The 14,901-nt window shown below is 38.3% G+C and carries 10 protein-coding genes; 2 read left to right on the top strand and 8 right to left on the bottom strand.

What is annotated here, in order from left to right:
* Window positions 1–166 precede the first annotated feature (166 nt).
* Window positions 167–1,819 (top strand): M28 family metallopeptidase, encoded by a 1,653-nt coding sequence (locus R2R71_RS04235; protein WP_316830003.1) that lies wholly within the window; start codon window positions 167–169, stop codon window positions 1,817–1,819.
* 179 nt (window positions 1,820–1,998) lie between these two features.
* Here R2R71_RS04235 and R2R71_RS04230 read toward each other — a convergent pair whose 3' ends face one another.
* The 3 genes from R2R71_RS04230 to R2R71_RS04220 all read right to left on the bottom strand — a co-directional run bounded on the left by R2R71_RS04230 (window position 1,999) and on the right by R2R71_RS04220 (window position 4,338).
* Window positions 1,999–2,562, bottom strand: a complete 564-nt coding sequence (locus R2R71_RS04230; RefSeq protein WP_316830002.1) for a hypothetical protein — start codon at window positions 2,560–2,562, stop codon at window positions 1,999–2,001.
* 298 nt (window positions 2,563–2,860) lie between these two features.
* Window positions 2,861–3,463 (bottom strand): DUF3575 domain-containing protein, encoded by a 603-nt coding sequence (locus R2R71_RS04225; RefSeq protein ID WP_316830001.1) that lies wholly within the window; start codon window positions 3,461–3,463, stop codon window positions 2,861–2,863.
* Window positions 3,464–3,780: 317 nt separating this feature from the next.
* Window positions 3,781–4,338 (bottom strand): NAD(P)H-dependent oxidoreductase, encoded by a 558-nt coding sequence (locus R2R71_RS04220; RefSeq protein WP_316830000.1) that lies wholly within the window; start codon window positions 4,336–4,338, stop codon window positions 3,781–3,783.
* A gap of 101 nt (window positions 4,339–4,439) precedes the next feature.
* On the opposite strand from R2R71_RS04220, the gene R2R71_RS04215 reads away from it, so the two are divergent.
* A complete protein-coding gene (locus tag R2R71_RS04215) occupies window positions 4,440–5,642 on the top strand; it encodes an MFS transporter (protein WP_316829999.1) in 1,203 nt (400 codons plus the stop codon).
* A gap of 41 nt (window positions 5,643–5,683) precedes the next feature.
* Here R2R71_RS04215 and R2R71_RS04210 read toward each other — a convergent pair whose 3' ends face one another.
* The 5 genes from R2R71_RS04210 to R2R71_RS04190 all read right to left on the bottom strand — a co-directional run bounded on the left by R2R71_RS04210 (window position 5,684) and on the right by R2R71_RS04190 (window position 14,889).
* Entirely contained in the window at window positions 5,684–6,160 is a 477-nt protein-coding gene (locus tag R2R71_RS04210) for a hypothetical protein (protein WP_316829998.1), read from the bottom strand.
* 124 nt (window positions 6,161–6,284) lie between these two features.
* Entirely contained in the window at window positions 6,285–8,810 is a 2,526-nt protein-coding gene (locus R2R71_RS04205) for a hypothetical protein (protein WP_316829997.1), read from the bottom strand.
* 49 nt (window positions 8,811–8,859) lie between these two features.
* Window positions 8,860–11,391 (bottom strand): hypothetical protein, encoded by a 2,532-nt coding sequence (locus R2R71_RS04200; RefSeq protein WP_316829996.1) that lies wholly within the window; start codon window positions 11,389–11,391, stop codon window positions 8,860–8,862.
* A 93-nt stretch (window positions 11,392–11,484) separates the two neighbouring features.
* Complete coding sequence (gene clpB / locus R2R71_RS04195; RefSeq protein WP_316829995.1) at window positions 11,485–14,082, bottom strand: ATP-dependent chaperone ClpB; 2,598 nt, start codon at window positions 14,080–14,082, stop codon at window positions 11,485–11,487.
* 408 nt (window positions 14,083–14,490) lie between these two features.
* The gene (locus R2R71_RS04190) at window positions 14,491–14,889 is read right to left on the bottom strand and encodes an SRPBCC family protein (protein ID WP_316829994.1); all 399 of its coding nucleotides are present in this window, start codon (window positions 14,887–14,889) and stop codon (window positions 14,491–14,493) included.
* Window positions 14,890–14,901 lie beyond the last annotated feature (12 nt).

Genomic DNA, 14,901 nt, shown 5'->3' with positions numbered 1-14,901 from the left:
GGAAAACCCATAATGCTTTTGCGTCCTGCCAGAACTGAAATCATAGTGTTGCTGGAAATGTAATGGGTAAGGGTAATTAAGGTAAAAACAGTTGCTGGTGCAGCGCTTCGAATCTTTAACTGCTTAAATCGGCAGAAATTATTAAATTACCATCAAATTAAATGTTATGAAGAAATCCCTGTTTTATTTGTCGGCGCTGGCAATTTGTGTTTCGGCATGCAAGCAATCAGCCGAAAGCAACGCCAATGGCCCCGATTCATTAGCCATTAAAGCCATAAACGATTCGAGTTTAACCCAATATTTATCAGTTATCGCAGCCGACAGTCTGGAAGGCAGGAAACCCTTTACCAGCGGCGAAACCAAAACGATAAATTATTTGAAGCGTGAATTCGAAAAACTGGGTTTAAAACCTGGAAATGGCGATAGTTACTTTCAGGAGGTGCCAATGGTTGAGATTAAATCTACGCCTGATGATAAAATGGTGGTTAAATCGGGCACCAAAGAACTTTCTTTAAATTACCTTACCGAATTTGTTGCCGGCTCCCGCCGTGTGCAGGAAGCCGTAAGCATTAAAAATTCGCCACTGGTGTTTGCGGGCTATGGTATTGTAGCGCCTGAATATGGCTGGAATGATTATAAAGACCTCGATGTAAAGGGCAAAACAGTTGTGGTGTTAATTAACGACCCTGGTTTTGCTGATTCTACTTTGTTTAAAGGCAAAAATATGACTTACTACGGCCGCTGGACTTACAAGTTTGAAGAGGCTTCGAGGCAAGGGGCAGCGGGAATTCTCATTGTTCATGATACGGAACCGGCAGCCTATCCATGGTCGGTAGTACGAAGTGGCTGGTCGAAATCGAAACTGCAGTTGCAATCGGAAGATAACGGCATGAACAGGACCGTGATTGAGGGCTGGATTGGTTTAGATGTGGCTAAAAAGCTGTTTACATTGGGCGGCCAGTCCTTTGATGCGCTTGCTGTGAAAGCCCGTAAAAAAGATTTTAAGGCTGTTGATTTAAACCTGAGTACTTCGTTAACGGTTAAAAACAAAATTAAAAAATCGGTTACTTACAATGTGCTTGCGGCAATACCCGGCGATAAACGTAAGGATGAAACCATTATTTATTCAGCACACTGGGATCATCTGGGCGTCGGCGAAAAGGTAATGGGCGATTCGATTTACAACGGCGCTGTTGATAACGCAACAGGAGTGGCTTCCTTATTCGAAATTGCTTCGGCATTTAAAAAATTACCTAAAAATCCCGATAGAACGATTTTGTTTATTTCGTACACGGCCGAGGAGCAGGGGTTACTCGGATCGGAATATTATGCAAAGCACCCGACATATCCGCTGGATAAAACGGTGGCAAATATTAACATGGATATGATGGGACTTGCGGGGAAAACAAAGGATATTGTGGTGTATGGTTTCGGACAATCTGAGCTGGAAGATTATGCTGCGGTCTCGGCTAAAAAGCAAGGTCGTGTATTGGTTCCTGACCCGGTACCTTCATCGGGTTTATATTACCGTTCTGATCATTTTAACCTGGCTAAAGTTGGCGTACCTTCTTTATTTACAGGTTCGGGGGTTGATAATGTGAAAAATGGCAGGGAATGGGGTTTAAAGCAGGTAGCCGATTTTACTAAAAACCGCTATCATTCGCCGCAGGATAACTTTGATGCCAAAACCTGGGATTTATCTGGTATTGTAGAGGATGTACGAATGTTGTTTGATATGGGCTATCGCCTGAGTAGTGAAAGTACTTATCCGAAATGGAAAGAAGGCTCGGAGTTTAAGGCGATTAGGGAAAAGAATTGAAATAAAACAGTCGCAGATACGCAGGTTAAATTATAACCTATGAATCTGCGACTATTAATATAAAATTAGAATGACTTATACGCTATCTCTTTAAAACAGTATATAAATTTTAAAGCCTAAATTATTTATAAAACCCTGGCTATTGAAGTTGAATGAGGTATTTTTAGTTTTATAAGTCGTTAAGTTTGTACCCTGTGTTTGTTCAGTAGAATTATATGCAATATCTGCCGATAGTAAACTCGTTTCCAATGCAAACTTTTTCCTAAAAACCAGGTAACACCACCGTAGGCACCCAAAGAATAACTATTGCTTGTATAATCTTGTGATACATTACTTGAATTAGAAGGTTGAGACTGATTCTGAGTTCCATAGGTGTAACCTGCTTTACCACCAGCGTAGGCAAATAAAGTTTTTACTATTGGAAAATACTTTTGATAAGATATATTTCCACCATAAGATTTAATGATTTGCTCAGTAGTACCAGTGGAATTAATGGTATTTTGACCATAAATTGCCTCAACGCCAATTTTGCTATTGTCCTTAATAAAATAACCATAACCTACAGAAAACAAGTTACTTTTTTGCTCAGAAGTTTGTTCGGTTTGATTTACGTTTTTATAACTGCTTTTGTTGGTTGTTGCATTAATACCAAAGCTTAGGGCATTAGTTCCTTTGGTTTGCGCAAATCCGGTCATGCCAAGGCAAAGTACTGCTACGGCAGTAATTAATAATTGTTTTTTCATTTGTGTGTTTTTTATGTGTATGTAATAATAAATAAAAAAAACACTTAAAACTATTTGTTTAGTTGTGTTATAGGTAACTTGTTGTAAATCAGTATTTAATTTTGATTTTGTAAGTTAAATATTATTTTATTTCAAATTTTTATAATCTAACATCTCGGTTCCTGGCCCAACAAATCGAAAGCACAGTTATGGTTCTTGAGGATATAAACAATGGCTTTCCAGTAAAATGAAAAAACCACAGATTCGCAGATTGAATAAATCTGCAAACCTGTGGTTTTGTAATAGAGTTTCTATCAGACTAGAAGTGGAACATCACACCTAATTTTGGTGCAAATGTATCAGCTTCTAAACCAAATGAGTTAGTGGTAACTTTATTGCCTGTAGCTTCGTTTTTAACCTGGAAGTTCTGGTAACCTAAACCGTTAACTGAAACTTCGATACCGATTCTTTTAGTAGGGAAGAATGCAAAACCTGGTGCTACGTTTACACCGATTGATGTAGTAGAACCAACTTTAGCACCTGTATCGCCGTTAGCTGCAACAACTTTATTTGAGCCAAATGCCATTGGAACTGATAACTGTCCGAAGAATTTAAACTGGTCAGATAAACCAACATAGTAACGGCCAAATGGTGCAACTACAAATGCTTCATTTTGTGTTAAAGCACTTACTTCTTTATTATATGTATAACCAACACCTGTACCGATAGCAAAGTTGTTGCCTACAAAATAACCAACACTTGGGATAATATTAAAGCTAACATCTGATTTTGCTGCGCCTTCAACTTTAGTAGAGTTGAAGCCAACGCTACCACCTAAAATTACTTTTCCTTTTTCTGTTTGTGCATTTGCACCATAAACTAAACCTGCAACTGCAACTAATGATAATAATAATTTTTTCATCTTTTTACTATTTATTTGTTTAAAAATATAGTCAATTTTTACCTTTTTAATTTCTGACTATATTCGCCTAAAAGTCAACACTTGTGCCAAAAAAGTTTATTTAAGTCATTAAAAAATCAGTTTTTGGCTAACTCACTTATTAGTAAACAGATATAAAATTAGTGTTAATTCAATATTATTTTGCTGTGACTAAAAGTTAATCGTTTGATTAATTTTTTAGCTGCATATGGATTGACAATCTGACTTTTTTAGAATAAATGTCAGGAATTTTGCAGACAATATTGTCAGGTTTTTAGTTCATTTGTCAGGAAGGTGCTTTAAACTTTGCAGGCTTTGAGCAGGTTTTCAATTTTCTTTTTAATAATTCCTTTTGCGGCCTCGTCGGTTAAGTTTCCTGCTGCATCAAATTTATTTTGTGCCTGGGCAACCAGCACTTCAGGTTGCAGAACGGGGTTCATATTTAAAAAGGTAAATACGGGTAGAAAGGCGGTTTGCATTCTTACGGTTCCCCACATACCTTGTGTTGCACCCATTACGGCTACAGGTTTATGCATTAACGGCGAATCTTTTCCACGGCTTGCCCAGTCGATAGCATTTTTTAAGCCACCGGGAATAGAATAATTATACTCAGGCGAAACAATAATAAAGGCACTGGCTTGTGCAAGTGCGTCCCTGAATTTTACAACACTTGCAGGGCGTTCAGCTGCTTCGGGAGTATCATTGTCTGCATTATAAATAGGAATATCATCGAAAGGAACGATGTCAAAATCGATATCATCAGGAAGCATGTTGCCAACTGCTGTTAACAACATTGCATTATAAGAGCCTTTTCTCAGGCTTCCGCATAAACCAACAATTTTTCTGTTCTTTTCCATGTATGATAAACCAGTACATCGTAAAAAAGTTTGATTTTTACAAGGACATCAAGAGCTGTGTTAAAAATTATAATGCCTATTTTTGAGTTTTAAGAAGAACTATGAACGAGCAGGCATCTACCCAAAACATTATCGAAAAAACGGTTTTCCCAATTTTATTTGCTTTAAGCTTTTCGCATTTGCTTAACGATACCATTCAGTCGCTTATTCCGGCTATTTATCCGATCATTAAAACTAATTACCATTTAAGTTTTTCGCAGATTGGCCTTATTACTTTAACATTTCAGCTTGCCGCATCGCTGCTACAACCCTTTGTTGGTATTTATACCGATAAAAAACCTCAGCCTTATTCGCTGGCCATAGGAATGGGATTTACTTTAGCAGGTTTGATTATGCTTTCCATGTCAGCGCATTTTTATATGATGCTGCTTTCGGTTGGTATGATTGGCGTGGGTTCATCTATATTTCATCCCGAAGCTTCCAGAATGGCTCATGCTGCATCGGGTGGTAAGCGAGGGCTGGCACAATCAGTTTTTCAGTTGGGCGGTAATGCTGGCAGCTCGTTAGGTCCCTTACTGGCTGCATGGATTATTGTTCCTTACGGACAGTTCAGTGTTATCTGGTTTTCGGCAATTGCGCTTCTGGCCATTATGGTGCTAACTTATGTTGGAAACTGGTACAAAGGTTTTATGATTGCCAGGAGTAAAAAACCAGCTATTCAAACGGTGGTAAATCATTTTTCACGCAGTAAGGTTATATTTTCTATTGTGATCTTGTTGTTGCTGATTTTCTCAAAATATTTTTACATGGCGAGTTTAACCAACTATTTTACGTTTTACCTGATCAATAAATTCCACGTTTCCGTACAAACTTCGCAATTGTATTTATTTGTATTTCTGTTTTCAGTTGCTGCCGGAACTTTACTTGGCGGCCCGATAGGCGATAAAATCGGGCGAAAATATGTAATCTGGGTTTCTATTTTAGGAACAGCACCCTTCGCCCTGTTATTACCTCATGCCAGCTTATTCTGGATTGGTGTTTTAATTGTTCCTATCGGGATGATTTTAGCTTCGGCATTTTCGGCAATCCTGGTTTATGCACAGGAACTTATTCCCGGAAAAGTCGGGCTGGTTGCCGGTTTGTTTTTTGGCTTTGCTTTCGGTATGGGTGGAATAGGTTCGGCTTTGCTGGGTAAGCTGGCCGATTCGAAAGGCATTGAATATGTGTTTTCGATATGTGCGTTTTTACCCTTGATTGGTTTGCTTACCGGGTTTCTGCCTAATATCGAAACCAGGAAGAAATAGAAAAAACTCCCGTTGGTGTTAAACCGGAGGGAGTTTTTTATTTACTGCTCGTTAAGCCTTTTTATAAGATAGTAGTTATCCAGGGCTTCCTCTGATGCCTGGTCATTTCCGTTATTTTGGATAGATTTTACTTTTCCCGTGCTTTTTGATGAGCCAAGGATGTTGTACTCAAATTTAATATTGCCAATTGACTTGATTTTTCCGTCTTCTCCGGGAAATACAGAGTTATAGTACTCAATTTTCACATTGCCAATTGTTTTAACCTTTCCATTTTCTGAAGGAAAAACGCTATTGTAATATTGTACACTGATATCGCCAATTGATTTCACTTTACCGTCTTCTGAAGGAAAAACAGAATTGTAGTACCTGATATCGACGCCATCAATTGATTTGATTTTTCCATCCTCACTTGGAAATACGCTGTTGTAATATTCGATGTTTCTGCCTAGCTGGGCATTTGCCAGCAGCGGAGACAGGAAGGCGCATAGCGCTGCCATAATTAAAAATTGCTTTTTCATTTGTGTGTGTGTTTGTGTGTGTATTCAATAATAATTAAAAAAACACAAAAGAACTACTGATCTGGCTGGTGTATGCGTAACTTATTGTTTATCAGTTTTAAATAATGCTTTTGCAAACTAGATGTTACTTTATTTCGAGTTTCATTGTTTTAAAACCAAAATTTCCATTCATATCCGAGCCTTCAATCCAAACGGTGTAACTTCCTTTTTTATCTGCCGAAAAGAATGAAAAAGAAGCTTCTCCTTTCTCGTTGGTTAATAGGTGAGGATTCCAGTAAATGGTTGAGCGGTAATCGGGTGCTTTATCCTCTTTATTAGCCAGTGTATATTTCGGACTATAAAAAACTTTATTGTCACCATAAGCTGGGGGCAGGAAGCGGTACATGTTTGAGCTTTTTCTAAGGAAAGGCCCGCTTCCGCTTCGTGTTGTTACCTCAGCATAAACGTATGTATTCATTGTAAACGGGCTGTCGTATTCAACAAGATATTTGTTTACATTTTTATTGCTCGTCATTATTTCGATGCCTTTAATGTCTTCGGCATTGTAATAATCGAGGTAGCTTTTAATATATTCATAGTACTCTGTTGTTGAATTTGGAATAGTGGGATTAAAGAAATAATCAACCTCCATTCCATCGATTATAAGTTTAAAAAAAGAACTGTTAACCTTGTATAGTTGAAAAGATGTTTTTGGTATAACTGCTCTGTGGAATCCTTTAAGCTTTTCTTCAAAAATTTGTAATAATGTCTTCTTTGCAACTTTATTCAACTCATCCTGAGTCATGGTGATATCGGCATTTCCTTCACCATTTAAGTTTTTTGAGCCTTTAATAATGTGTTTGCCTGTAATTTTAACTTCACGAAGTATAATGCCATTTTTATAGGCAGCCTGATATTCTTTGTTTTTTGTGGCGATAAAATTGTTGGCGATGCTATCCGGCGCTTCAGCTATAAATTGTTTTTTGATTACTTCAGGGATAAAAGGCGGCATTTGAGGGTTGTTGATCTCAAAACCCAAGGTACCTGCCCGTCCTTTTGAATTTTTAACCTGTATAACATATGCAGCACTATCTAATGCCGGGAAATTCTTAAAGATAAATTCCCCGTTCTCATTAGTAGTTGTTTCGGTAATAGATATGGGTTTTTTCGTTCCCAATAGCAGAACCTGGGCATTAACTCCAGGTTTATTCACCATATTGGTAACCCTGCCACTTATGCTAAAGTCTTTTTCGGCTTTACTTACTGGCTTTTTATTTGATTCCCAGTTATAGTTAACCCAGCCCTGTGTCAGCATCAGGGCTTCTAAATCATTGTGCTTTTCTTCCTTAAAGTTATTGAAATAGTAACCCGGATTTTCGATCGTTCCTTTTAAATCAGCGGTTAATAAAAACCGGCTTAAAATATTATCATTATTTATACTATCCTTTTCAACCTGGTTATCATCTGTTATGGCGATGGAAAAACTTCCTGATATTGGGTTGTTTAGAAAATCTATAGCCTTAATATCAATACAAATACTGTCGCGGTTTCCATATACGCTCTTATTTGGCAAGCCTTCAACTTGTAGCGCGTCTTTATGATTGATGTAAAAATTCCGCTGACTAAGTGTTTTATTTTTTTCGTCGGCAAGATAGATTTGGCAAACACCGGTAGGGAAGAGGTTTTTGGCTATTTTAAGTGTATTGTATTTCTTGCCTGAACGGAACCTGGCAAGAAAACACAGCACGCCTCTTGATTGGGCTATCATGGTAATTTCCTGATCGGGTAAATCCGAAAACATGTTCACCAAAAGAGAATCGGCTCCATAATTGTTGTTTACCTGTAGAAAAGTCCCCGATTTTGAAATGCCGGGCAAGCTTTGTTTTTTTGTCGTCTCCCCGGTTTTAATTATTGCAGAATAGTTTTCGTCATCGTTGGCCATTATCGTAAAATAACCCATTCCCTTATCGTTCGATTGAAATGCAAGTACGCTATTCTGTCTGGAATCAATAATTTCTCCGCTAACTTTTATGCCTTTACCAATGTTATTTATTGCTTTGAATGCCACTTTTTGATTTCTTCCGGCTATCCAGTTTCCGCCTTCGGGTAAAAACTGAATGTCGAAATCACTGGCCTTTTCTTTGGAAGTACTATAGTTTTTGACAGCTGATTTTGGAATTTTTTTATCTTCCTGATAAGTATCCTCAGCGGTTAAAAAATCGACAATTTTAATTTCCTTTTTAAAAATATACTCACTCCCAAAATTCAGCATCCAGTTGGTGTAAGCCCTGAGGGTATAAGTGCCTGCTTTGTAGTTGTCGCTTTTGAGCGCAAAACCACCCCAGGTTAGCCCTACAGCTGTGGGCAGGCAGATTCTTTGGATATTGTTTCCGCTGGCATCGAACATTTCAAAATAAATTAAGCCGCTAACTTTTGATGCCTGCAGCGAACTCGCATCAACCAGATAGGCCTTGAACCAAAGTGTATCCTGAGGGGCGTAAATAGCTTTATCTAAATGAATATGCAGCTTTTCCCTAGGGAAATTTTTTCTGATACTGTCAAAACGTGTAATGTATTTTGCGTCGGGAAAGTTTTGCTGAGCAAGGGCAGCGGTACAAAAAAACATAATAGCAAATAAAACCCGGAAAGTGTATAAGAAAAAACGGCTCATATGTATTTTATTAGGTTTTTGGCGACTATTTCAAATTCATCTGCTTAGCTTACTTTATTTCGAGTTTCATTGTTTTAAAACCAAAATTTCCGTTCATATCCGAGCCTTCAATCCAAACAGTATAACTTCCTCTTTTATCTGCCGAAAAGAATGAAAAAGAAGCTTCTCCATTCTCGTTGGTTAACAGGTGAGGATTCCAGTAAATGGTTGAGCGGTAATCGGGTTTGCTATCGTTTTTGTTGGTAGCAGTATACTTCGGGCTGTAAAATATTTTATTGTCGCCGTAACTGAACTGTGGTTTGTAATTATACATATTGGCCGCATGGCGCACAAACGGTCCTTCACCAGTGCGTGTGGTTACTTCAATGTATGCATATTCTCCTTGGTCTAACGGTTTTTGAAATTCTGAGAAATAAGTGTTGCTGTATCTTTTACTTGCCATTACTTCAATACCCTTAATGTCTTCGGCTTTATAAAAATCCAGGTAGCCTTTTATGTATTCGAAATGTTCATAAATGGTTTCGGTAAATGGAGCATAAAAGAAATCTACATCAACTCCATCAATAATCAGTTTGAAAATATCGCTATTTATAAAGTAATCCGGTACAACAGATCTTCGGTGAGTACCTCTTCTAAAGCCTTTAACATCTGCTTCCAATACATTTAAAAGTGTTTTTTTTGCTACTTTATCTAAATCTCCCTCAGTTATTGTCTGGTCGGCATTGCCATCGCCATTTAAATTTTTAGAACCTTTAATAATCCTTTTACCGGTAATTTTTACTTCCCTGAGCGCAATTCCCGATCGGATTCCTTTTTCATATTCATCATTTTTAATCTTTTCGAACTGTTTGGCTATACTATCGGTTGTATAATCGATATTTAAGGTTTTTCTTTTGCTGGGAATTAAAAATGGGGCACGGTGAAACTCATTTAATTCGATGCCTAAGGTGCCTGTTTTTCCTTTTGAGTTCTTCGCCTGAATAACAAAGGCTGTGCTATCCATTGCCGGAAAATCAGTAAACTTAAACAGGCCGTTCTCGTTGGTAACGGTGTCTCTCACGGTTGAGAATTTTTTGTTTCCCAGTAAAATGATTTTTGCATTAACACCAGGTTTATTCATCATGTTGCTTACCCTGCCACTGATTTCGAAATCCTTTTCTGCCTTGTATGATGGGGCTTTTGTAGATTCCCAGTTATAGCTGACCCAACCTTGTGTAAGCATTAAGGCCTCTAAATCCTGATGCTTTTGTTCGTTGAAGTTGTTGAGGTAATAACCAGGTGTTTCAATTTCTCCTTTCAAATCGGCTGTTAACAGCAAGTACGAGCGGATATTTGCATCATTTAAACTGTCTTTACTGCTTTGATTGTCGTCGGTTACTGCAACCGAAAAAGAACCTGTTATAAATTGCTTTTCAGCGTTTTTTGCAAGCATTGATATGGCAATGCTGTCGCGGATATTGTAGGTGCTTTTAGCAGAGTTTACGGTCAGCTTTAGCTCGTCCTGATGGTTGATAAAGAAATTTCGCTGATTAATATTTTGCTCTTTGGTATTTTGTAATATAACCTGGCAAACACCAGTGGGAAAGAGTGATTTCGGAATCCATATGGGCTTATATTGCTTTTGGGATTTAAGCTTAGCGCTAAAACAAACAATACCTCTCGATTGGCCAATCAAGGTAAGCTCCTGGTCGGGTAAATCTGAATAAATTAAAATCTTTATTGAATCTGCTTTATAGCTATTGGTTACATTTAGATAAGTGCCGGTAACGTTCACTTTTGGGAAAGCTATTTTTTTAGCCATATCATAGCCATCCAGGTTTACAGTGTAGCTTTCAGCTGCCAGTGGGAGCATTTCCAGGATGCCCATTCCCTTGTCATTTGATTCGAAATTTACAACATTCTGTTGTTTTGAATCGGTAACAGTACCTTTTACTTTAATGCCTTTGCCTGCATCATTCATCGCTTTAAATGCGATTTTCTGCCATTTATCACTCAGCAAGGCACCCGACTCAGGTAAAAACTGAATATCAATTTCAGTGGCCGGCTTTCCTGTTGCTGCCGGGCTGTTTTGTGGTGGTGCGCTGGTTTTTTTGCTATTTCCAGTTGTTGATTCTTCGCTCAGGAAATCGATAATTTTAATTGGCTTTTTGAAAATGTAAACATCTTTAAAGTTTTGCATCCAGTTTGTATAGGCCCTGAAAGTGTAATCGCCTTTTTTGTAAACCTCTTGTTTTAATGCAAATGCACCCCAGGTAATACCCATGGTTGTGGGCATGCTCATGGTTTGTACAACGGTTCCATTGGCATCAATCATTTCGAAGTAAATCAATCCGCTAATTTTTGAAAACGAATTAATCCCTGCATCTACCAGATAGGCCTTGAACCAGAGGGTATCCTGTACTGCAAATAAATCGCGGTCTACATGAACATAAACTTTTTCCCGGGGCGAAAGTGTTCTTATGCTATCATACTGCTTTATTATTTTTGAGCTGAAAGTATTATTTTCTTGAGCACAGAGGGAACTGCTGGCCAAAAGCAGGAGCAGCGTAAGCTTGATGGTATTTGAGCGTAAATCAGTCATAGTGGAGATGCTGATTCAAAATACAAATATTTTTTAGCTTAAAATAAAAGAGGCTGTTAGATAACAGCCTCTTTACAAATCAATTATTTTGAGTTATGCGTTCTGGTTAAGAAACACAAAGTTGTTGTCGAACATATCGAGTTTTATTTTACTGTCTTTATCAACTTTTCCTGCCAGTATTTCTTTCGATAATTCATTCAGGATACGTTTCTGTATAACTCTTTTTAATGGCCTTGCACCAAATTGCGGGTCGTAACCCAATTGTGCCAGCCAGTCTAAAGCTTCTGTTGATGCATCCATTTCGATACCCATTTCGGCTAAAGTTTGTTGTACATGCTTAAATTGAAGTGATACAATATCCCTGATTTCGTTACGGTTTAAAGGTGTAAACATAATCAGTTCATCGATACGGTTTAAAAACTCCGGACGAATGGTTTGTTTCAATACTTCAAATAATTCATTTTTAGTTTTCGCAATCACTTCATCCCTGTTGTCATCATTTAAATCTTTAAAATTATCCTGAATCAAATGTGCGCCAATATTCGAAGTCATGATGATGATTGTGTTTTTAAAATTCACCACCCTGCCTTTATTGTCCGTTAATCGGCCATCATCCAAAACCTGCAACAAGATGTTAAACACATCAGGGTGGGCTTTTTCAATCTCATCAAGCAATACTACTGAATAAGGTTTACGCCTAACCGCTTCGGTTAACTGGCCGCCTTCATCATAACCCACATATCCCGGAGGCGCACCAATTAGTCTTGAAACAGCATGTCGTTCCTGGTATTCGCTCATGTCAATTCTTGTTAATGCATTTTCATCATTAAACAAAAATTCGGCGAGTGCTTTGGCTAATTCGGTTTTACCAACACCTGTTGTACCCAGGAATATGAATGAACCAATTGGCTTGCGTTTATCCTGTAAACCTGCACGCGAGCGGCGGATGGCATCAGATATCGCCTCTATGGCTTCATCCTGCCCTGCAACACGCTGGTGCAATTCTGTTTCGAGATTGAGCAGTTTTTCCCTTTCACTTGCTATAAGTTTGGTAACCGGAATACCCGTCCAACGACCAACAACACCTGCAATATCATCAGCAGTAACTTCTTCCTTAAGCATACGGCTTTCGCTCTGCTGGTTCTCTAAGTCTGCTTTTAACTTATCAAAAGTATCTTGTGCTTCTTTAATTTTTCCGTAACGGATTTCGGCAACTTTACCATAATCTCCGGCACGTTCAGCTTGTTCGGCTTCGTGTTTATATTGCTCAATAAGCTCCATTTGCTTATTCAGGTTATCAACAAGATCTTTTTCGCCCTGCCATTTTGCCTTTAACTCATCGCGTTCGGCAGAAAGGTTTGCAATCTCTTCTGAAAGCTCTTTAACCTTTTTATCGTCTTTTTCGCGTTTAATGGCTTCACGTTCGATTTCCAGTCGCATAATTTCTCTGCCCAGGGCATCAACGTTTTCAGGAACACTATCCATCTCCATGCGCAATTTCGATGCCGCTTCGTCCATTAAATCGATGGCTTTATCGGGTAAGAAACGATCAGAAATATAACGCTGGCTCATCTCTACGGCTGCAATAATAGCTTCGTCTTTAATCCTTACCTTATGATGCGTCTCGTAACGTTCTTTTAAACCGCGAAGGATGGAAATTGCATCCTGTGTGTCAGGTTCCTCTACCATTACCTTTTGGAAACGGCGTTCCAGTGCTTTATCTTTCTCCAGGTATTTCTGGTATTCATCTAAAGTGGTAGCGCCAATTGCCCTTAATTCTCCGCGGGCCAGCGCTGGTTTTAAGATGTTAGCGGCATCCATTGCGCCTTCACCACCACCAGCACCAACCAAAGTGTGTATTTCATCAATAAAAAGAATGATATCACCATCACTTTGTGTTACTTCTTTAACTACCGCTTTTAAACGCTCTTCGAACTCACCCTTATATTTAGCACCTGCAATCAGTGCGCCCATGTCAAGGGAATATACGATTTTACTTTTCAGGTTTTCAGGCACATCGCCTTTAATAATCCTGAAGGCGATTCCCTCGGCAATGGCAGTTTTACCCACACCTGGTTCGCCGATTAAAATAGGGTTGTTTTTGGTTCTGCGTGATAAAATCTGAATGACGCGACGTATTTCTTCATCACGGCCAATAACCGGATCTAATTTGCCGCTTTCGGCATATTCATTAAGGTTTCGTGCATATTTACCTAAAGCCTGATAGGTTGCTTCAGCATTCTGGTCGGTTACCCGGTTATCGCCACGAAGCTCTATGATTGCTTTTTTAAGGTCTTTTTCGTTAACACCCTGCTCTTTCAATAGTTTTGAAGTACTATCATTAACGGCCAAAATGCCAAGCAGCAGGTGCTCAACAGACACAAACTCATCTTTAAATTCTTTTAAATAAGACTGCGCCTTTTGTAAAACACTATTGGTATTGGTCGACAAATAAACATTGCTTCCGCTCACTTTCGGGAACCTTGCAATCTCATTGTCTAAATTCTGATTTAAAACATTAAGGTTAACGTTTAGCTTCTTTAAAACATAAGAAACTACATTTTCATCAACAGTAAGCAAACCTTTAAGCAGGTGAGCTGTCTCAATAGCCTGTTGCTGATTGCCTTGTGCTATTTCGGAAGCCTGTTGAATTGCTTCCTGGGCTTTTATGGTAAAATTGTTGAAGTTCATATAACCGTTTTAATCAAAACAAATGCCATGGTGGTTTTGATTTTAGAATCGGAAATTTTGTCGGTAAGACTTGTTTTGTTACGACTAAATTGCTGATAATTAGTTTGTTGTGTTGAAAATTTGTCGTATTTTTTATCTGAAAAGCAATTATGATCGCCTTTTTTGCACTGCAGTCCCGCTTTCCGCTAATATTTTTTGTTGGCCTTCGACTACGCTCAGGATGACAACAAAAAGATACCGCTTCAATCGGGTTTAATAGGCCTGGTTTATGCAACTATTTAAGAAAACCCCAGATCATAAAAAAAGCATCTGCGTTTTATTTTGCAGATGCTTTTTTTAAGTTACCTGTTTTAAGTTGCCTGTTTGATGTAACCAATTCAAACAATTAATCAATTCAAACAATTAACCTTATCCCAAAATCTCTTTAAGTTTTTCTGTTTGGTGATCGGCGAGTTTTTGAAGCGGACCTGAAGCAAGCATTTTCATCATCATATTTAAATCGGCTGAAATGATATGCCTGGCTGTAGTTGTACCATTTCCATTATCGGTAACTGTCCATTTTAATTCTAAATCGAAAGGCGCTTTTTCTGTCGGAATTGCAACAAGCTCCTGGTTTTCTACACGATTTGAAATTTTAATGGCCAGTTTAGCCATGTTCTGGATGGTAAAACGGGCATCATCTTCAGTCGATTCCCAGTTGTAAATGTTTTCGGGCATCAATTGCTGATGATTATTCATGTTTGCAAGAAAAGAATAAACTTCATTTACAGGTTTATTCAGCTCTACAGCACTTTCAATGATTGTCATTTAGGTAAATAT

It is taken from the genome of Pedobacter aquatilis (assembly GCF_032678405.1).
In the GTDB taxonomy this organism is placed as follows: domain Bacteria; phylum Bacteroidota; class Bacteroidia; order Sphingobacteriales; family Sphingobacteriaceae; genus Pedobacter; species Pedobacter aquatilis_A.
This window is presented reverse-complemented; position numbering and strand designations above follow the sequence as displayed.

What these genes read in the sequence shown, in the direction of transcription:
- clpB (WP_316829995.1), bottom strand. Translation starts at nt 14,082, where the DNA reads ATGAACTTCAACAATTTTACCATAAAAGCCCAGGAAGCAATTCAACAG.
- R2R71_RS04205 (WP_316829997.1), bottom strand. Translation starts at nt 8,810, where the DNA reads ATGAGCCGTTTTTTCTTATACACTTTCCGGGTTTTATTTGCTATTATG.
- R2R71_RS04215 (WP_316829999.1), top strand. Translation starts at nt 4,440, where the DNA reads ATGAACGAGCAGGCATCTACCCAAAACATTATCGAAAAAACGGTTTTC.
- R2R71_RS04225 (WP_316830001.1), bottom strand. Translation starts at nt 3,463, where the DNA reads ATGAAAAAATTATTATTATCATTAGTTGCAGTTGCAGGTTTAGTTTAT.
- R2R71_RS04235 (WP_316830003.1), top strand. Translation starts at nt 167, where the DNA reads ATGAAGAAATCCCTGTTTTATTTGTCGGCGCTGGCAATTTGTGTTTCG.
- R2R71_RS04200 (WP_316829996.1), bottom strand. Translation starts at nt 11,391, where the DNA reads ATGACTGATTTACGCTCAAATACCATCAAGCTTACGCTGCTCCTGCTT.
- R2R71_RS04190 (WP_316829994.1), bottom strand. Translation starts at nt 14,889, where the DNA reads ATGACAATCATTGAAAGTGCTGTAGAGCTGAATAAACCTGTAAATGAA.
- R2R71_RS04210 (WP_316829998.1), bottom strand. Translation starts at nt 6,160, where the DNA reads ATGAAAAAGCAATTTTTAATTATGGCAGCGCTATGCGCCTTCCTGTCT.
- R2R71_RS04230 (WP_316830002.1), bottom strand. Translation starts at nt 2,562, where the DNA reads ATGAAAAAACAATTATTAATTACTGCCGTAGCAGTACTTTGCCTTGGC.
- R2R71_RS04220 (WP_316830000.1), bottom strand. Translation starts at nt 4,338, where the DNA reads ATGGAAAAGAACAGAAAAATTGTTGGTTTATGCGGAAGCCTGAGAAAA.